The organism is Geminisphaera colitermitum TAV2 (genome assembly GCF_000171235.2).
GTDB lineage: Bacteria > Verrucomicrobiota > Verrucomicrobiia > Opitutales > Opitutaceae > Geminisphaera > Geminisphaera colitermitum.
In genome coordinates, this window is sequence record NZ_ABEA03000117.1 from 12,940 (window position 1) to 32,434 (window position 19,495).

Annotated in this window: 16 protein-coding genes; 10 read left to right on the forward strand and 6 right to left on the reverse strand. The window is 64.1% G+C overall.

Going from position 1 to position 19,495, the window contains the following annotated elements; translation table 11 throughout:
- Positions 1-106: 106 nt before the first annotated feature.
- The 6 genes from OBACDRAFT_RS13845 to OBACDRAFT_RS13870 form a co-directional block, all read right to left on the reverse strand.
- Positions 107-1,642, reverse strand: coding sequence for a hydrogenase large subunit (locus OBACDRAFT_RS13845; protein ID WP_043586543.1), 1,536 nt, complete (start codon positions 1,640-1,642; stop codon positions 107-109).
- A complete protein-coding gene (locus tag OBACDRAFT_RS13850; RefSeq protein ID WP_081722060.1) occupies positions 1,639-3,240 on the reverse strand; it encodes a complex I subunit 5 family protein in 1,602 nt (533 codons plus the stop codon). Before OBACDRAFT_RS13850 ends, OBACDRAFT_RS13845 begins: the two co-directional genes overlap by 4 nt.
- Positions 3,241-3,245: 5 nt before the next feature.
- Complete coding sequence (locus OBACDRAFT_RS13855; protein ID WP_043586545.1) at positions 3,246-3,914, reverse strand: hydrogenase; 669 nt, start codon at positions 3,912-3,914, stop codon at positions 3,246-3,248.
- Positions 3,911-4,831 carry a respiratory chain complex I subunit 1 family protein gene (locus OBACDRAFT_RS13860; RefSeq protein ID WP_043586546.1) on the reverse strand — a complete coding sequence of 307 codons (921 nt, stop codon included), beginning with the start codon at positions 4,829-4,831 and terminating at the stop codon, positions 3,911-3,913. Before OBACDRAFT_RS13860 ends, OBACDRAFT_RS13855 begins: the two co-directional genes overlap by 4 nt.
- A 272-nt stretch (positions 4,832-5,103) precedes the next feature.
- Positions 5,104-7,182: a proton-conducting transporter transmembrane domain-containing protein gene (locus tag OBACDRAFT_RS13865; protein ID WP_043586547.1), complete on the reverse strand. Its 2,079-nt coding sequence runs from the start codon at positions 7,180-7,182 to the stop codon at positions 5,104-5,106.
- Between the two features lie 241 nt (positions 7,183-7,423).
- Positions 7,424-8,128 carry a PTS sugar transporter subunit IIA gene (locus OBACDRAFT_RS13870; RefSeq protein WP_043586549.1) on the reverse strand — a complete coding sequence of 235 codons (705 nt, stop codon included), beginning with the start codon at positions 8,126-8,128 and terminating at the stop codon, positions 7,424-7,426.
- A 320-nt stretch (positions 8,129-8,448) separates the two neighbouring features.
- Here OBACDRAFT_RS13870 and OBACDRAFT_RS13875 point away from each other — a divergent pair, with 320 nt between their 5' ends.
- From OBACDRAFT_RS13875 to OBACDRAFT_RS13920, 10 genes are all read left to right on the forward strand, one after another.
- Complete coding sequence (locus OBACDRAFT_RS13875; protein WP_052361996.1) at positions 8,449-9,393, forward strand: DUF2470 domain-containing protein; 945 nt, start codon at positions 8,449-8,451, stop codon at positions 9,391-9,393.
- A gap of 239 nt (positions 9,394-9,632) precedes the next feature.
- Complete coding sequence (locus OBACDRAFT_RS13880; protein ID WP_052361998.1) at positions 9,633-10,553, forward strand: heme/hemin ABC transporter substrate-binding protein; 921 nt, start codon at positions 9,633-9,635, stop codon at positions 10,551-10,553.
- A 316-nt stretch (positions 10,554-10,869) separates the two neighbouring features.
- Positions 10,870-11,727 carry a prepilin-type N-terminal cleavage/methylation domain-containing protein gene (locus OBACDRAFT_RS13885; protein ID WP_081722062.1) on the forward strand — a complete coding sequence of 286 codons (858 nt, stop codon included), beginning with the start codon at positions 10,870-10,872 and terminating at the stop codon, positions 11,725-11,727.
- A gap of 116 nt (positions 11,728-11,843) precedes the next feature.
- The gene (locus OBACDRAFT_RS13890; RefSeq protein ID WP_157837077.1) at positions 11,844-12,668 is read left to right on the forward strand and encodes a PEP-CTERM sorting domain-containing protein; all 825 of its coding nucleotides are present in this window, start codon (positions 11,844-11,846) and stop codon (positions 12,666-12,668) included.
- Between the two features lie 81 nt (positions 12,669-12,749).
- Complete coding sequence (locus OBACDRAFT_RS13895; protein WP_043586551.1) at positions 12,750-13,418, forward strand: PEP-CTERM sorting domain-containing protein; 669 nt, start codon at positions 12,750-12,752, stop codon at positions 13,416-13,418.
- 299 nt (positions 13,419-13,717) lie between these two features.
- Positions 13,718-14,674, forward strand: coding sequence for a DUF2470 domain-containing protein (locus tag OBACDRAFT_RS13900; protein ID WP_043586552.1), 957 nt, complete (start codon positions 13,718-13,720; stop codon positions 14,672-14,674).
- Positions 14,675-14,791: 117 nt separating this feature from the next.
- Positions 14,792-15,793: a heme/hemin ABC transporter substrate-binding protein gene (locus OBACDRAFT_RS13905; protein ID WP_052362004.1), complete on the forward strand. Its 1,002-nt coding sequence runs from the start codon at positions 14,792-14,794 to the stop codon at positions 15,791-15,793.
- Between the two features lie 54 nt (positions 15,794-15,847).
- Positions 15,848-16,948, forward strand: coding sequence for a FecCD family ABC transporter permease (locus tag OBACDRAFT_RS13910; RefSeq protein ID WP_232767141.1), 1,101 nt, complete (start codon positions 15,848-15,850; stop codon positions 16,946-16,948).
- A gap of 5 nt (positions 16,949-16,953) precedes the next feature.
- A complete protein-coding gene (locus OBACDRAFT_RS13915; RefSeq protein ID WP_232767146.1) occupies positions 16,954-17,817 on the forward strand; it encodes a heme ABC transporter ATP-binding protein in 864 nt (287 codons plus the stop codon).
- Between the two features lie 5 nt (positions 17,818-17,822).
- Positions 17,823-19,493: a radical SAM protein gene (locus OBACDRAFT_RS13920; RefSeq protein ID WP_043586556.1), complete on the forward strand. Its 1,671-nt coding sequence runs from the start codon at positions 17,823-17,825 to the stop codon at positions 19,491-19,493.
- The last annotated feature ends 2 nt before the right edge of the window (positions 19,494-19,495 follow it).

Genomic DNA, 19,495 nt, shown 5'->3' on the forward strand with positions numbered 1-19,495 from the left:
CACAGAGAAAAAATCACGGAGTGGGATGAGAAAGGATTTTGTAAGGAGATACATATATCCTTTCGGATCGCTCCTCTGTGCCTCCGTGTCTCTGTGGTTAATTTTTTCACAGGTCGAAGCCGCAGTAGGACAGGTTGAAGCTTTTGTTGCAGATGGGGAAATCGGAGATCGCCTGGCCGCGCAACGCGAGGGCGAGGCCCGTCCAGTTGTGAAACGACGGATCGACGATCTTGTAACGCCGGAAACGGCCCGCCGCGTCTGTCAGCGCAACATGGCACACCTCGCCGCGCCAACCCTCGACCAGCGCAACAGCCAGCGTGTCGGGGGCGGGGGGGGGGAGGGGGGCTTCGTCGCGGATCGGACCCTCGGCAGGCGCTTCGAGTTGTTCGAGCACCAACTGGCCCGAACGCTGAATCTCCAGCCAGCGCACCCGCGCCCGCGCAAACACATCGCCGCCCGGCCACACCGCGACCGGCGCTTGCGCAAACCGATGCCAGCCCGCCGGGTGATCGTAACGCACATCGCGCACCAGACCGCAGGCGCGCGCCGCCGGACCTACCAGACCCGTCTCCTGCGCCTGTCGCGGAAAAACCGTGCCCACGTTTTCAAAACGCGCCCGCACCGCCGACGCATCCCACAACCACGCCGCAGCCTGCTCCACGTCGGCCAGCGCAGCGCGCAACCGCTCCGCCAGCAACGCAGTGCGCGTTGTATCCAAATCATGACGACAACCACCCGGTCTCACCAACCCGCGCCCGAAACGATTGCCGCAGATCAACGCCGTGAGATTGAGGAAGTCGCCGCGAATCTTCCCGCATGCCGACATCGTGGGAAGAAAAGCCACATCGCCCGCCAGTGCGCCGAGATCGCCTGTGTGGTTGGCCAGGCGTTCCAATTCCAGCGCGATGAGCCGCACCCACTGCGCACGCAGCGGCGCTTCGCCCGCGCCCGAAGTGCCCAAAGTCTCAAGCAGAGTTGCGTGCGCCGTCGCGTGGGCGATAGTGGTGTCGCCGGCGACAGTCTCCATCTGCACCATCGTCGCGAGGTGCGGGCCGCCCGCCAGCGCCTCCTCCACGCCGCGGTGCTGGTAACCGAGCGCGATTTCCAAATGCAGCACCTCCTCGCCCGCGCATTGAAAACGAAAATGCCCCGGTTCGATGATTCCCGCATGCACCGGCCCCACCGCCACCTCGTGAATTTCGGCCCCCTGCACCTGAAAAAAATTTCCGTTGGTGGGCGCATGGAGCGTGTGCTGCCCGCCGTTGCTGGCGTCACTCGTGGCACGGCGCACGGGCTTGAGCCACGGATGCCCCTGCGGCACGAGGCCGTGCTGCTCCCAGATTTCGCGCTCGAACAGATGCGCCTGCGGATGAGCGGGCGTCAGCGCCGGATACGCGGTGCCGGCGGCCAGCGACTCGCTGCGCGCCACGGCCAGCATGTTGTCGGAGTCAAAGGCGATGAGCGCCACCAGATGCGTTTTGCCGCCTTCAGACGGCACGCCGAACAGCGCGCACAACCGCGCTCCGCGTGCCAGTTCGTCGGACGTATGTCGCAGAAAATCGGATACGCTCCATTCCGGCACATCCGCCCACGCCAGACAGGAAGCATTGGGAAGCAGGGCAAAGGGTGACGAATTGCTCATGGCGCGGTGACTCCTTGTTGTTTCGATGCCGGGCACATGTCTGGTGATGAGATGGGATCAAGGTCCTCTATCTCCGGTGGGAGCGGAGGCCTCGGAGAGGCCTCCCTACCGGGTTCGCTCTCGATGCGTTGGGGAGTCAACGACGCTACTGCGTTTGTCCACGCCTCCTGCAACACGGCGGGCGTCGCCAGACCCAAGCACAAGGACAATCCGAGCAAGGCAAGCGCGGGCATCACGGTGCCATTGGATTCAGGCACGCGCAGCTTTTTCTCCCTCGATTCGCCTGTCTTTCCGGTTCTGTCGCGCTCGGATCGCGCCCGTCCATCCACGACTGCGAACACCACGCGCGACATCCCGAAAAACGCGAACAACAGGCATCCAAGAAACAAGCCCGCCGTGATGCCGTGTCCGCCCGCGAACGCCGCCAGCACGATGCGCAGTTCGCTGAAAAACGGACCAAACGGCGGGCACGCCGTCACCGCGAACATCCCCGCCACGAACACCGCCGCCGAACGCGGTGTCACCGCCGACATGCCGCGCGCCACCTCCAGCGAACTCGTCCCCGCCGCGCGCCGCATGTTGCCCGCGCTCAGGAACAGCGCGCCCTTGGTCAGTCCGTTGGTCCACACATGGAACAGCGCCGCCCACACGCCCGCCGCGCCCAGCGAAGCGGCGATCACCAGGATGCCCATGTGTTCAACACTTGAATACGCGAGCATTCGCTTAAAATCCCGCGTCCCGAGCAGGAACAGGGCGGCCACCAGCATCGAAAAAAGGCCGATGACCATCAGTGTCCTCCCTGCCACACCGCCCTCGCCCGCCGCATCCACGACCGCGCGCACGCGCAGCAGTGCGGTGAACGCCACCGTCGTCACGCCGCCCGCCAGAATCGCCCCCACGATGCCCGGTGCCTCGCCGTAGGCGTCGGGTTTCCAAGTATGCATCGGGGCCAGTCCCATCTTCGTGCCATAACCGACGAGCAACAGCACCCACGCGATCAGGACCCACGGACGCGACAGCCCCGCGCCCTGCGCCATCAACGAGCCAAACGTCAAATCCCCCTCCCCCCCCCCATGCAGCGACGCGTATCCAAGCGCGAATGACCCGAGCAGCGACAGCGCGATGCCTGTGCCCCCGACGAGCAGGTATTTCCACGTCGCCTCGACCGCCCGGCTCGTCCCGGCGAAGTGCAGCAGCGGCACCGTGGCCAGCGTCAGCGCCTCCGTGGCGATCCAGAGCAGTCCCAGATGGCGCGCCTGCAAACCCGCGCTCAACAAACCGAGCAACAATAACAGCAACACCGTGAACATCCGGTTCGGTCGCTCCGCCCGCGCCCGCAGGTAGGCCACGCCATAGGCCGAGCACGCGAGAAACAACAGTGACACTGCGGGCAGCGTGGCCCGCGCCACCGCATCGAAACCGATCCACGCCCTCGCGCCGACCACCGGCGGATTCACCAGCAGCCAGACCGCCAGCCCCGCATGAACGACCGCCGTCGCTGGCAGCAACCACGGGCGCGCCTGCGACAGCCGCCCCGGCCACGCCGCCGCAAGCGCGGCGCCGAGGAAAGGAATCAAAATGAGAAAGTGCGCGGCCATGGAGTTCATTCCTTGAGCGTGGTGAGTTTGCCCGTATCGAGGGAGTCGAACGTGCGCTGGATGCGGTCAACGATGATGCCGATGACGAATACGCCCACCGTGAGATCCAGCAAAATCCCCGACTCCACCAGCAACGGCGTCGAGTGGATCAAAAGCAGCCCGAACAGATAAATCCCGTTCTCCAAAATCAGATAGCCGCACACCTGCGCGATTGCCTTGGAGCGTCCAACCAGCAGCACGAAACCAGTGAGCACCGATGCCAGCGCCCCCGGCACGAGCAACGTGTTTGCGTGTTCGGGCAGCAGGGGCAGGGCGCGCGCCCATGCCACCGCCGCGATGGTGCCTGCGGTGCCCAGCAGGAGCGACGGCACGTAGCCGATCAGCGGCTCCATCTCGCGCTCGATGTTGGCCGCGCGCATCGCCCGGTGCAGCAGATGCGAAATGACAAAACCCTTCACAGCCACGGTCGTCAGCGCCACCAGCCACACGCGCCAGTCAAACCGCGTTTCGATCAACACCGGCAGCACCCCCAGGGCCATCCCCTGCACGGCCACCGCGCGGATCACGCTTGGCAGACGGCTGCTTGCCAGCGCCACAAGATTGAGCCCCATTGCCAGCCCGATCAGCAGATTGGCCGCGGTGTTGAGCGTAGTTGCGTCTCCGATACTGCTCATGCCGCGCCCCCCCCCTTCAACGCCAGCAGCAGCGCGAACAGGCACAGCAAAAACGCCGTCGTCAGCAGCAGCGGCACCTGACGGAACGCGAGTCGCGCCAGGAATGACTCCACCAGCCCCACGCAAATCGTCACGATCAAGACCGAGCCCGCCATCATCGCCGCGCCTACCGGAGCGGACATCCCGCCAATGGGCAGCACCGTCTGCGGCAGCAGCACGGCGAACAACAACAACTTCATCGACGCGCCGTGCAGGATCACCGCCAGCGGCGGACCGCTATGGTCGAGCACCATGGCCTCGTGGATCATCGTGAGTTCAAGGTGCGTGTTGGGATCGTCAAACGGCACGCGGCAGTTTTCCAGGAGCAACACCGCAAAAAGCCCCGCCGCCAGCATCAGCGCGCCGCCGCCCGGTAGTTGATCCAGCATGACATCCAGCACGACGCTTCCGCTTTGCACGCCGAGGGCCAGCACCGCCGTGATGAGCGCCGCCTCCGCCAGCACGGCGAAGCTCACCTCGCGCGCCGCGCCCATGCCCTCGAAGGCCGAGCCGGTTTCCAGAGCCGCCCACGCCGTGCAAAACCGCGCCACCGCGAGCAGGTAAACGAACAGCAGCGCGTCGCCCTTGAACGGCGCCAGCGTCCCCGCCGGGCCGAGCGGCAGGAGCAACGCGGCCCCGAGCACCGCCACCCAGCCGATGGCCGGCCCCGCGACGAAACCCGGCGACGCCAGCGAACTGAGCACGACGCCCTTTCGCCACAGGCGCGCCAGATCATAATAAAGTTGCAGCAACGGCGGCCCGCGTCGTCCCGCGACCCAGGCCTTCACGCGGTTGATGATGCCCGGCAACAGCGGCGCCACCACCAGCCAGAACGCCAGCCGGAGCACGAGGTCGAGAAGTGTGGTGAGCAAGGTCATCGGAATGAATTAACCACAGAGACACGGAGACACTATCCTGAGGAATCGCGTACAAAAGAGCATGATCCCCTGATGGTACGAGACAGAGAAAAATCTCACGCAGAGACGCAAAGGCGCAGAGAAAACAATAAAAGAAGGTTCAGTTTTTTCTCTGCGTCTCTGCGTCTCTGCGTGAGCCCTTCTTCCTTCGCTTGCTTCGGCTGCTTCGGTTGCGGAGCGGGCGCTTTGTGTCTTTGTGGTTAATTTTAAAAGCATGGCGTTTTCGAAAGAAGTTAACTCCACCAAACGATCACGCCCAGCACGGCGAGGCCGCAGGCGAGGTAGGCGATGTAAAATTGCAGGCGTCCGTGTTGCAGGCGGCGCACCGCCGCGTTGACGCGCATCACGCCGCGCGCCGCCGGACCGATGACGCGTTCCAGCACGGTCTCGGGCACCCGTTCCATCAGGCTTGCCTCCGCCGGGAAAACACCGTGCGGACGCCGCAGTCGTTTCTCGGAACGGAAAATCCAGCCGAACCACTCCGCCACAATCCCGGCAAACGAGCCGCCCGTGTATTGCATTCGCGCCGTCGGTTGCGCGTATCCACAATCCCATGTTGGACCGCGCCGGGGTGTCGCCGCGTGCGCTGCGTTTGCCGTTGCCGTTGAGTCCGCTGTGCCGCGCCCGGTCTTGACGCGGCGCCACAACCACACGCCCGCGCCCGCAAAAAGTCCCGCAACCAGCACATGCACCAGTGCCAGCGTGCCAAGTGGTGGTGCGAGGGGGGGGGGGGGGGGGGGGGAGGGGAGGGATTGCGCAATCGCCGCGGCATGCCCCCACGCGTTGACTGCACGCATCACCGCGGGCCACACCAGAACGGGGCCAAGTCCAAGCGCCACACACAAGCCCGCCATCGTCCACATCGCGCCGCGCATCAACGGACCGCATTCGTGCGCGTGCGCCGCCGCCGCCGTGCGCGGCGCGCCGAGAAACACCGTCGCCCCCGCCTTCACGAAACTCGCCAGAGCCAGCGCGCCCGACATCGCCAGCATGACCACTGCCGGCATCGCCGCCCACATCACCGCGCCCTGGCTGGTGGCCGCGTCGAAGAGCCCGAGGTAGATCAGCCATTCGCTGACAAATCCGTTGAGCGGAGGCAGGGCCGACACCGCCGCCGCGCCCAACGCAAACGCCGCCGCCGTCCACGGCATCCGTTGCCACAACCCGCCCAGCCGGCTCATCTCGCGCGTGCCCGTGGCATGCAGCACCGCGCCCGCGCCAAAAAACAACAGTGCCTTGAACAGTCCGTGATTCCACACATGCAACAGCGCGCCCGCCAGCAACAGACGCCCCCAGGCCGCGTCTTCACTGGCGGCGCCGATCAGCGCCCCGCCGATGCCGATGGCCATGACGCCGACGTTTTCCACCGAGCAGTAGGCGAGCAGCCGTTTGAGGTCGGTCTGGGCAAAGGCGAAGGCGATGCCGAGCAGCGCGCTTGTCGCGCCGATTCCAATGACCACCCAGCCCGCCGCCGCCGGCACCGGCAGCCATCCGGTGAAGCGGATCAGCCCGTAAATCCCCATCTTGATCGCCACGCCCGACATCAAAGCCGACACATGACTCGGTGCGTTGGCGTGCGCCGTTGGCAGCCAGACATGCAGCGGGAAAAGCCCCGCCTTGATCCCAAACGCCACCAGCATCAGCCAGAACAGCACGCCGGTGCCGCCGGTGGCGGAATTGGCGGCGGCGAGTTGTTCGCGCAGAGCCGGGCCCAGTTCCCAACTCCCGGTGCGCGCCGCGAGCGTGGCGAAAAATGCGAACAGGCACAACGTGCCCGCGTGCGACGCCGCCAGGTAGAGCCAGCCCGCCGCGCGCGTCTCCTCGCGCCGCCGGTCCAGTGTAATGAGAAAATAACTACTCACCGCAAACAACTCCCACGCGATGAGGAAATGCAGCCCGTTGCCGTTGAGCAGCACCAGGCCCATGCACAGGATCATCATGCTCCACCAGCCGCGCCCGCGTCGCGCTGACGCGGGATAGTGTTCGTCGCTCCAGTATTCGAGTCCATAAACCGCTCCCGCCCCGCCCACCACGCAGAGCAGGGCGAGAAACAGGGCGCTGATTCCGTCGAGCCGCAGCAGCGGCGTTTCGCCCGCGATGGCGAATCCGCCCCGCCAGACCCAGCCCTCCGTGTTCGTGGCGTCGAGCGCGTTGCCCCCCCCCCCCGCCAGCACGCACACCGATGCCGCGAGCCCGGCGACGCACGCGCCGAGCACGAGCGCGAGCCAGTTTTCACGCGACAGCCACCGCGCCGGGATGAGCGTCGCCACCAGACAGAGCGCTGCGAGCGAGAGCAGGACGTTGGGAATCATAAACAAAACCCTCCCATGTCATGGCCAAACAACTGCGGCGCGGGAGCGCCTGGGACCGCCGGCATCCTGCCGGCAAACAACGCGTAGCGTCGTTGTCTTGGCGTGGCGCGGGCGTCCCGCCCGCTTCCTTTGTTCCGAAGCGGGCGGGACGCCCGCGCCACTTCCAATCCGTGCCGGCAGGATGCCGGCGCTCCCAGGCGCTCCCGCGCCGCAGTTGTTATACGACGAAATACGGCGGAAATCATTTCTGGGGATTAGCATTGCCGATTGCGGCTGCGGCGTCGGCTGCGGCGAGGACCGCGAAAATTGTTTCGTCGGGCGCAGCGTGTTCAACCGCGTCGCGCAGTGGCCCGCGCGCGATCAGGCGGCACAGGCGTCCGAGCAGGTCGAGATGCGTGCGGGGCGAGGGAGCGATGAAAAAAAACAGGCGCGTCACCGGCATTCCGTCCGGGGTGGGTTCGTCCAGCACCAGCGGTTCGCGCAGGAGCACGAGTGCCAGGGTGCCCGAGTCGCGGCCCAGCGCGATGCGCGTGGTCGGGTGCGGTATCGCAAAGCCGCCGCCAACAGGCGCGAACGTGATGCCGCCCTTCGCGTGCAGTCGTTGCAGCAAAAGCTGGCGAATCGGCGGTGTGACGCCGGGCAGCCCCCCTACGATCTGGTCGATCACCCGGGTGAGTCCGGCCGCCGCGACATCGCGCCAGATGCGTCCGGCGCGCAGCAATGGCTCCAGTCGCAGTGCCGTGGCGAGGGACGGGTTGGCGGGCGCAAGGAAACCGGTTCTGGCGGCAAGCCCGCGCGCCGTCGCCCAGTTGGCCACTTGGGTGCGGTCAAACAGGAGCCGTCCGCGGTCAGGCGTGATGGGCAGCCCGTCATGTTTGATCCAGTCCTCGACGACCTTTTCCGAGACTCCGAACGACTCGGCGATTTGAATGAGATTCAGATACATGGCGCGTAGTTGAAGGGAGGATGCGAGTGGCAGGCGGCGGGAAGCGGACGAACCTTTCGCAGTTCCGTTGAAGGCTGGCGGCCAGACTGCTTCATCACGCAAACCCTCGCAAGACATCTTCCGCCGGACATCCCTTCGCGCCGGACAGAAAGGACAGGGGGGGGGGGGAGGATGCAGCGGGGGCGGCGCGGGTCTGAAAATCGGGCAACCGGGTAACGGGGGAATCGGGCAAGGTGGCGAAAGATTCACCGATCTTATAATGGTTAAAAAATGTGCTTCTTGGCTTTTGTTGTTCGATCAAATTTCTCCACCCTTCACCTGTGTCTGCCACCACGTCCGAATCGTCCGCCACTTTTTTCAAGCCCGGCCATCGGGAGCGCATCCTTGAGCACATGAACGAGGACCACGCTGACGCCAACTTGAACTACGTCCGCCATTTTGGCTCGTTGCCCGCCGCCATTGCCGCCCGGCTTACCGATCTTGATGCCAATGGCATTTACCTTGAAGCCACCTTGCCGGGAGGCGAAGTGCGTCCCGTATTCATCGCATTTGCCCAACCGCTTGCTTCCTCGGCGGATGCGCATCCCGTGCTGGTCGAGATGGCTGTCGCAGCCGCTGGCGCGCTTGCGGGCCCGCAGTCCCAGGCCGCCAACAGCACGCACCCGGCGGCCGCCGGACGCGGGCACGGAGGCGGGGCCGGTGGCGAAGGCCGTTCGGCGGGCGGCGGTGACGCCCAAAAACGGGCGCGGGAGGCGGCTGTTTTTTTGCGGGAAAATTTCAAGACGGTGATCCTCGGCACGGTGTCCGGCGACGGCGAACCCGATGCCTCGGTGGCGCCGGCGGTTTTTGCGGACGGGGCGTTTTACGTCTATATCAGCGGCCTGTCGCATCATACGCACAACATCCGCGTGACGAAACGGGCCAGTGTGTTTGTCATCGAAGACGAATCCAGCGCGCGCCAGCTTCTCGCCCGTCGCCGGTTGACCTTCGCCACATCGGCCACTCCCGTGGCGCGTGGCACGCCGCGGTTCATCGAAATCTTCGCCGCGTTGAAACAAAAATTCGGCCCCGTGATGGAGCACCTCGAATCCATGGTGGATTTTGAACTCGTGCAACTTGCCCCCAAGCGTGGCCGCCTCGTGGCCGGTTTTGGGCAGGCCTATGAAGTCAACCCGGCGGACTGGTCCCAGCTTAGTCATGTCAACGACACCGGACACACCGTTCAGCAACGCCAGTCTTCGGGCGGCGAACGTGGCTCAAACTGACGTCTTCGACCGAGACGCGTCCTCAACGGCTGATCTCCGTTTGGGCCGCATCTTCCTGGGGCAGTTTCATTTAAACTGTAGCCATTTGATACCTGGTAGGGAGGCATCTCCGAGGCCTCCGAAACCACGCTCCATCCACCTATGAGTTTCGCATCCTCTCACTACGCACAACGGAGGCCTCGGAGAGGCCTCCCTACCGTCAAGACAATGGCTACAATCGGAAATGTAACTGAAATCCAATGACACGTTCCACTTGCAGGCGCGGAGGGATCCTTTGCCGCCGCCTCCTGACCGGGGCGCTTGGCCCGCTGGTGTGCGTCGTCGCGTTCACTGATCCGGGCGCCTCCGCCATCACCACTGATGCGAAGCCGCCGCGGCGGATCGTGACTCTGGGCGCGGCGGTGACGGAGACGGTTTACGCGTTGGGAGCGGGTGACGAGATTGTGGCGCGCGACACATCGAGCACACATCCGAAAGAGGCGCAGGCGCTGCCTGACGCGGGGTATTTTCGCACGATCGAGGCGGCGCGGATACTGGCGCAAAAGCCAACGCTGGTCCTGGCCGCAGGCGGCACGGGACCGGACAGCCAGGTGGCGTTGCTGGAGCAATCGGGCGTGGAACTCGTGCATCTCGACGAGCGGCCATCGGTGGATGCGACGGTTTCGATGATTACCCGGATCGGTGTGGCGCTGCATCTCGAAGCGGAGGCGTCGCGCTTGGTGGCCGCTTTGAAGACAAAACTGACGACCGTAAGGAAACGCAGCACTGCCGCTGCCGCCGCCATCGGACGCACACCGCGTGTGGCGTTTTTGATTTCGATGGGGCCGACGACGGTGCAGGCGGCGGGATTTGGGACGGCGGCCGACGAGGTGATTACGCTGGCCGGAGGGGCCAACGTATTTGGTGATGCGCGCAACTACAAAGTGGTGAGTGCGGAAGCCCTGCGGGCGCGCGATCCGGACGTGATTTTTTATGCGATTACCTCCGACGTGCCTGCGCCGCTGATTCCAAGCTGGGTCAGCCAGACTCGCGCGGGACGCGAAGGGCGCGTGCAACCGCTTGATCTCGGGTTTCATCTGATGTTTGGCCCGCACTTGGGCGAGGCGGTGGAGGCGGTGTCGCTGCTGCTGTTTCCGTTTGGGCCGGCAGGTGGTGGTTAGAAATGCGTAGTGCGCAACGTCCTGATTATGTTGATAAGAAATTGGCTGAAAGAGAATTGCGACTGAAAGCATCATTTGATGCGGCCATGCATTTGTTGCGCTCAAGCAAATCAGGGTAAAAAAATAGCAAAGTAAAATAAGCTAATGCGCTCGCAAAGGAGATCTACTTGGTTCTCTCTTGAGACTGAGTTTCACTCCCGTTAATCAATGTCAATTCCAGCACACATCAATCAGGAGCCAGTCGCCACTGGCTCCTCACGACTACCCCGTGGAGGGAATCGCCTTACCTGAGAGGGTAGGGGCGGTTGGTCGTCACATGAAGAGTTGTTTTTACAAAACGCGAAATGGGAGGGCTGGTTTCACGCTCATCGAGTTATTGGCCGTGATCACGATTATCGGAGTGCTCGCGGCGATAATCGTTCCGACGGTTGGACTTTGCCGGCGTCATGCCTACTCCAGCCGCGAGACTTCGGCGGCCCGTCAACTGATGGTGGCCTATTATCTTGCGGCGGAAGATGAGCGCGGGCGCCTTATGCAAGGCGAGTTGGCGACGACCACTGCTGAGCAGCGGGCGGCGGTGGCTGCACTCGGTGTGACAAACGAGACGGGTGGGCAGATATCAATGAGTCAGATAAAAGTCCGTTGGGCTCATCGCCTCCGGCCTTACCTTGGTAATCGCTTCAGGGCGGTCCTTTATGTTAACGAGCAAGCCGAGTATTACGACCAGCTTCAGGCGACTCAAAGCGGATGGCTTCTCGACTACCATCTGACACTATCCCCTTCATTTGGGATGAACGAGGTTTTTGTGGGTGGGGGGAGTACGGTGATTCCCGGTGGACCTGTCAGACGGCTTGAAGATGCGGAAGCTTCCCAAAAACTCATCGTTTTCACTTCATCCATCAATCGGGCGCTGGATCTCAAGTCGGGTTTTTTCAGGGTTCAGGCTCCTTACACATGGACGGTTCCGGGCGATCCGTCTGAGCCGGCTGCGGATGCCAGTCTTGATTATACCTATGGCTACGTTGCCTTTCGGCATGGTGGAGGGGCGGTGGTTGGTTTTCTTGATGGGCACGTGGAACGCCTTCGCTCCTCGCAGCTTCGTGACATGCGCCTTTGGTCAAATGTAGCCCGACTTACCGACAACCCGTCCTACTCCCCGAATTCGGACTCTTAGATGCGGGTGAGCCAATAAAACGCTTTTCCGATGCATTGTCCGCCTGGCTGGAATTCCAGCCCAAGTGGATGGGGCAGGAAATATAATACGATAACGCAATAAAACCATACATATATATGAAACCATCCAGGATGATTCCGTTCTCCAGATTCGCCATTGCCGTTTCCATGCTTGCGGCATTTGCCCTCACCGCCTCGCTGGCCACGGCGACGCCTATTGCTATTGCTCTTACAGGCAATACGTCCACGGACGGGTGGACCAACGCATCGCTAACCATCGGGAGCAATTCCGGTTTTCCGGGTTTTCCGGGCACTGGAGCTTGGCCGCGCCCCATCGAATCGGTTGTCGGTGGCGACGCTCAACTCGTGAAGATTGCCAATGGTACCGGTGGCGGACCTTACCCGGCAGGCGGGTCCATCTATTACGGAGGCTTTTCGGGTGAGGCTAACACCAATGGCGGCACCCTTGCCGTCACTGATGCGACTCCGGTCGCCGACCTCGCCAACGTTTTATTCCAAATCGAGATCGGCGAAGCCTGGACCTACGATTTTTTCAACCATGAGCTTCCCACGTTGACCTACAGCTTCGAATCCGGAAATGCGACGATCGGGGCGACGGCTTGGAAGGTGATTGAAAAAGTCGAGAATGGAACGGTTGAGATGCCCACCGGTCCCGATGGCGCCATGCAGGACGAACCCATCTATCTTAACACCTACCTGCTCCAGTGGGATCTGAGTGGTGTCACCGAAACGATTACTGGCATCAGCATCAGTTTCACCGCCGTCCAGCACGCGCAGCTCTACGCACTGCAACTCGATCAGAGTAGCGTTTACACGCAGCATGCCTTGCTCGCCGCCGTCCCCGAACCTGCCACCTATGCTGCCATCATCGGCGGACTGGCACTCGTGGGCGTGATGATCCTCCGCCGCCGCAAGGCCTGATTAGACTCTTCCGTCTGACATGATTTCCCCCCTGCCGGAAATTCCGGCGGGGAGTGTGAATACCCAAACCTACCACAACACATGCACAACATACTAAAAACCATGCTGCTAAGCGCCATCCTTGGCATCACCGTTAACGTCAACGCGACCTCGCTCGGACTCGCCACGTCCTCCGCCGGCTATGCCCATTGGGATACGTTCTCCAGCGTCAGTTTCACCAACGACACGCCTGACAACTTCAATGATATCGATTTCACCGCCACGCTTTCATCCTCGCTAGCCGCAGGCATGGTTCTTGGTTCAGGCGACCGGTTGTATGCCGGCTCTGGACCCACGCCCAACGCTTTCGATTTCACGATCAATGTCACTGCGGCCCAAGTGATCGAGACCTTCTCATTGCAGATCAAGTTCACCACCCCGCTGCAATCGGGAACAGATGAGGCAAAACAGGATGCCGCGGAGAGTTTCTTCACCATCAATACTCCCATTGGATGGGGAGAAGGGTCTCAAGTGCTTATCGATAAGGGGATTGAGAGTAATTCTTTCTTTATCTATGCATGGACATGGACTGGTCTCAACATCAGTGCGTTCGACACGTTTGCGATCGGGATCACCAGTCCTCCCGGTCACGTGTCGGTTGACGGCATTCGCATCGATGCGGCCGCTGTCCCCGAGCCCGCCACCTACGCCGCCATCATCGGCGGACTGGCACTCGCTGGCGTCATGATCCTTCGCCGTCACCGGCGCTGATTTTTTATATCATAACACTGATGTTACGCAGACAGCCCCTAAGGAGGGCGGGTCTCCCGACCCGCCGACGGCGCGAAGCGCCGCAATTCCGGAATGCGCGGCTATGCCGCGTCTGGCGGGTCGGGAGACCCGCCCTCCTGGGTTGGTTACGTAACGTCCAATCAATCATCAGCAAAAACAACAAATTGCATCTGCAGATTCTCTAAAAGAGGGGCGGCTCTGGTCGCCTCTCTTTTCCCGTTTCAGTCAAAACCGACCAAATAAATTCTCTTCATCATAATCCAATCCAACACACCACCATGACCACCGCCACTGCACCGCTGCCTACGACCACGGCCTCCTCCGAAGCCTTTTTTAGGCCAGAGCACCTTGCTCGCATCCTCGACCACATGAATGAGGACCACTCCGACGCCAACCTCGACTACGTGCGCCATTACGGCGCGCTGCCCGAAGCGATCACCGCCAAACTCACTGACGTCAACCAACTCGGCATCACGCTTGATGCCACGCTGCCCTCCGGCGAAATACGCCCGGTTTCCATCGCCTTTGCCGAGCCGCTGTCCGGTCCGGGCGATGCGCACACCGTCCTTGTCGAAATGGCCATCGCCGCCGCCAGCGCACTCGGCGGCAGCGCTCCCCAAGTGCCCGGCTTTGGAGGCGGCGCACGTCATGCGTCGGTTCCGGCTTCACCCGCAACCACCACATCCCTCCCCCCCCCCCCCCCCGGCGCGGCTCCGCGTGTCAGCGACGCCTTTCGTCGCGCGCAAGAAGCCGCCGCGCATCTGCGCGACACATTCAAGACGATTCACCTGAGCACCGTTTCCGTCGCCGGCGAACCCGAGGCATCGGTCACGGGCGCGGTTTATGCGGAAGGCTCGTTCCTCGTTTATGTGAGCACCATGTCCGCCCACACACACAACCTTCGCGCCACCGGTCGCGCCAGCGTGCTTGTGGTTGAGGACGAGGCCGCCGCCAAACAAATCCTGGCCCGCCGCCGCCTTACCTTCGCCTGCACCGCCGCGCCCGTGCCGCGCGACACGCCGGAGTTCACGGCGGCGATGGATGCGATGAAACAAAAATTCGGTCCCATCATGGGCCAGATGGAGTTGATGTCCGACTTCGAGATGGTCCGCCTCACGCCCGGGAAAGGCCGCCTCGTCGCCGGTTTCGCCGCCGCCTTCGACGTCAACCCGGCGGACTGGACCGACCTGCTCCGACATCAGGACACCGGCCACACGGTGATCCGCAAAAGCTGAGTAAATTTTTGTAGTCCGATGTAGGGGCTTCGCTTGCGAAGCCCGTGTCTGCCGGACGCGGCATACTTGCAACTCGCGGGCTTCGCAAGCGAAGCCCCTACATGTATTTAAAATCCAATGACCAACATATTTCCCAAACATATTTATCGGACGGCGTGCGTTCTGCTGACGACCGGCGTTCTCGCCTGCGCCGCGCACTCCGCCGCGCCGCCGCGCATCGTGACCCTGGGCGGCGCGGTGACTGAAACCGTTTTCGCGCTCGGCGCGGGCGGCGAAGTCGTGGCGCGCGACATGTCGAGCGTGTATCCAAAAGAGGCAACCGCGCTGCCCGATGTCGGCTACTTTCGCACCATCGGCGCCGAGGGCGTGCTCTCGCAAAACCCCACGCTCATCCTCGCCGCACGCGGCACCGGTCCCGAAAGCCAGGTGCAGGTGCTCGAAAAATCCGGCGTGCAACTTGTGCGCATCGACACACGGCCCTCGGCGGATGCGGCGATTGCCATGATCACGCAAATCGGCGGCGTGCTGCACCGCGAGGACGAGGCGGCGACACTCGCCGCCACGCTGAAGTCGCAACTGGAGGCGGTCGTCGGGCGCGGAGCATCCCGCGTCGCCGCCGCCGGAAAAACGCCGCGCGTGGCGTTTTTGATCGGCATGGGACCGGCGACGGTGCAAGCGGCGGGTCAGGGAACGGCGGCCGACGCCCTGATTGCGCTGGTCGGCGGTGCGAACGCATTTGACGACGTGAGCAATTACAAGTCGGTGAGTTCGGAGTCCCTGCTGGCGGGCGACCCGGACGTCATCTTTTACGGCGTCAATCCGGCTGCGCCCTCGCACACGGTGCCTGACTGGATCAGTCAGACGCGGGCCGGGCGCGAGAAACGCGTGTATCCGCTCGATCTCGGTTATCATCTGGTTTTCGGCCCCCGTCTCGGCGATGCCGCGATGGAGGTGTCGAAGCTGTTGTTTCCCGCGGACTCCGCATCGCCACAAGCGGCGGGGGCGAATGCAGGCGCGACCGCCGGCGTCACGCCAAAGACCGCCAGCGACGGCGTGCTGCGCTGTCCAGTGACGGGGAAAACGTATCCAACAAGTTTAACGGCAGGACAACACCGGTAGGGAGGCCTCTCCGAGGCCTCCGCAACGCTACGATCACCCAACGCCCAATAGAACGTGAATCCTTCCGTGACGCGCAACGGAGGCCTCGGAGAGGCCTCCCTACCTGTCCTCCCTCCCCCCCCCCCCCCCCTGCGTGGACGCCGTTGCGTGATCGTGGCGAGTGTAGTGGTGATGGCACTACTGTTTGTGCTGGCGATGCGATTGGGGCCGTCGCTCGTCACCCTCGAAACCTTGTGGAACGCGTTGCTTGGTCGCACGGCGGAACTCTCCGCGGTGCAGCAGACGATCATCTACAACATCCGGCTGCCGCGTGCGCTGGCGGCGTTGATGATCGGCGCGGTGCTGGGCGTTTGCGGCGCGGGGATGCAGGGGCTGTTTCGCAATCCGCTGGCCGACCCCGGTCTCATCGGCGTGACGAGCGGTGCGTCGCTCGGGAGCGTGCTGTACCTGAAATTCGCGGCGGGCGCGCTGGCCGGATTCTCGGCGGCGCTGGGCTTGTTCGCGCTGCCGGTGTGCGCACTGGCGGCGGGTTTGGGCGTGACGTGGTTGATGCACCGCGCGGCGGTGGTCGAGGGACGCACCGTGGTCGGTCTGATGCTGCTGGCTGGCATTGCCATCAATGCGCTGGGCGGCGCGGTGATCGGACTGGTGCTGTTTTTTTCGGATGACGACCAGTTGCGCCAGTTCACCTTCTGGACGCTGGGCAACCTGGGCAACGTGAGCTGGCCCCGGCTGGCCGCCGCCGCGCCGTTTTTGCTGGGCGCGCTGTGGCTGGTGCCGCGGCAGGCGCGCGCGCTCAACGCGCTGCTGCTCGGCGAAACGGAGGCGGGTCACCTCGGCGTCGATTTGCAGCGCACCAAGCGTATCCTGATTTTCGCTACGGCGGCGGGCGTGGGCGCGGGCGTTTCGGTGGCGGGCGGGCTGGGCTTCATCGGGCTTGTGGTGCCGCATGTGGTGCGTCAGTTGACCGGCCCCGATCATCGCGGCGTGATGCCCGCGTCGGCGATTTTGGGCGGAGCGCTGTTGCTGGCGGCAGACACTTTTTCTCGCTTCGCCGCCGCGCCGGCGGAACTGCCGGTGGGGATCGTCACGGCGGCGATCGGTGCGCCGGTATTTTTCAGCCTTTTGCGCAACCGTCGGCAGGCCGCCGGATGATGACGATGAACAACGCATTTACATTTGCCGCTTCCATTGAGGACCCTGTCGATCTGCACACGTCGGGCGCGACGGTACGGCGCGGGGGGCGGGCCATCCTCGACGGCGTGACGTGCGCGTTTCGTCGTGGCCGGTTCACGGCGATCCTGGGTCCCAACGGAGCGGGCAAGAGCACGCTGCTGCGCGTGTTGTCCGCGGAGTTGAAACCCGACGCCGGCACGGTGGCGCTCGATGAGCGTTCGCTGGCGGAGTGGCCGGCGCTGGAACTGGCGCGGCGGCGGGCGGTGCTGCCGCAGGAGTCGTTGTTGAGTTTCCCGTTTCGGGTCGGCGAAGTGGTGCTGCTGGGCCGGATGCCGCATTCGCAGGGCGGCGAGACGGCGCGGGACCACGCAATCGTGCGCGAGGCGCTGGAGCGGGTGGACATGGGGCATGCGATCAACCGCATCTACACGACGCTTTCCGGAGGCGAGAAACAACGCGTGCATCTGGCGCGCGCGCTGGCGCAAATATGGGAGACGGGGGGGGGGGGGGGGGGGGGGAGAGAGACGCGGCGCACTCTGCTGCTCGACGAGCCGACTTCCAACCTCGATCCGGCGCACCAGCACTCGACGCTCGCTCTGGCGCGCGGACTGGCGGACGCAGGTGTGACGGTGGTGGCGATCCTGCACGACATCAATCTGGCGCTGGCCTACGCCGACGACGTGCTGCTGATCCGGGGCGGGCGCGTGGCCGCCGCCGGTTCCGTCGATGCGACACTGACGGCGTCGCGCATCCTCGATGTGTTCGGAGTCGAGGCCCGGCGCATTTCCCTGCCCGGCTATCCGCCGCATTTCATCCTCGGACCCCATGCCGTGTTTCCTTCGCCCTGATTTTGATGCCCACTGCAACCACAACTGTTGACCGTTATTTTGCCCGCACCGGAGTCGATCCCCTGACTTCCGCGTTCGACTTGCCCGCGCTCCCGCCGCGCGGACCGAGGAGGACTCCGCCGACTGCGTCGGCAGCACCGCTGCTTGCCCCGGAAAGCGATCCGGTGGTGAAGATGAAGGCGGCGATGCCGGCTCATGCCATCCGGATTTTCGACGCCTTGCAGGCGGCGAAGGATGATCCCGTGGCGCGTGCCGCCATCGAGGCAACGCTGCCGCCGCATGCGCTGCGCGCACTGGCGTCGCTGGAGGAGGCAATGAAGACGGCATCGGAAAAAGAGAATGTGGCGCGGGCGTCTCGCCCGCTTCCTTTGTTCCGAAGCGGGCGGGACGCCCGCGCCACTTTTGATGCGCCTGCTGCAAGGACGCACGAATGGGCGGATGTTGTTGCGGGAACGACGGGCGGGAGGGGCGGGAGGGCGCTGGCGATTTATGTGCATTTCCCGTTTTGCGGGGCGCGGTGTTCGTTTTGCCCGTTCTACCGCTATGCCGACCCGGCGGACTGGCGGCCTTACCGCGACGCGTTGCTGCGGGAGATTGATCTCGCCGCCGCGCCGCTGGAGGAGTTGCCGGATATTGAGCCGGCCCGGGCGGTTTATTTTGGCGGAGGCACACCGAGCGACCTGCCGGGTGAGGCGCTGGCGGAGTTGATCGCGCGCATCCGCGAACGGCTGCCAGTGGCGGACGACGCAGAGATCACGATCGAGGGGCGGCCAAGTTCCTTTGACGGGGAAAAAATCGCTGTTTGCCGGGCTGCGGGCGCCACGCGTTTTTCACTCGGGGTGCAAACGTTCGACGGCGGCGTGCGCCGCGCCGTGGGGCGGCGCCTCGACACGGCTCCGCTCATCGCGCGGCTGCGCGAGATCGGTGCCGCCGCCGGGCGCGCCGCGAACGGTGAAGGCGGCGCGCCGGTGATCGTGGATCTGATTTACGGTCTGCCGGGCCAGACCGATGCGAGTTGGGAACGCGATTTGGAAACAGTGATCGCGGAGCGGGCGGTTTCCGGGGTCGATCTCTACCGGTTGAAAATTTTTCCCGGCAGTCCGCTGGCGCGCCAGGCGGAGGCGGGGGGGGGAGGGGGGGACGGGAGGCGCGTGCTCCCCGCGACGGAGGCGGAGATGGCGCGCCGGTTCGCGCGCGGCGAGGCGGTGCTGCGCGAGGCGGGCTGGACGCGATTGTCGCGCTGGCACTGGGCGCGTCCGGGCGCGGCGGAGGCGAGCGTTTACAACCGGCTGGCCAAGGGCGAGGGCGACATCGTGCCGCTCGGGTGCGGCGCGGGCGGACGCTGGCAGCGTCATGGTTTTGTCAATACACCGGGACTGGACGGCTGGTTCGCGGCGGTTGGCAACGGCTCAAAGCCCTGTCTTGGATGGCGCGAGCCTGGTCCGGAGTGGGAGGAGCTTTTGTCGGCGCAGATCGAGACGTGCCGGCTGGCCCCGGCGGCGTGGCGCGGCGTATCCGGCGAAGCACGACGCGAGGCCGGCCGCCTGCTGGAGCAATGGCGTGGTGCGGGTTTGGTGACCACGGCCTGGGGAGGCGAATGGCCGTTGACGGTCGCAGGCCAGTATTGGAGCGACCGCCTGCTGCACGCGTTGCAAAACGTCCTGGGGAAAAGCTGACG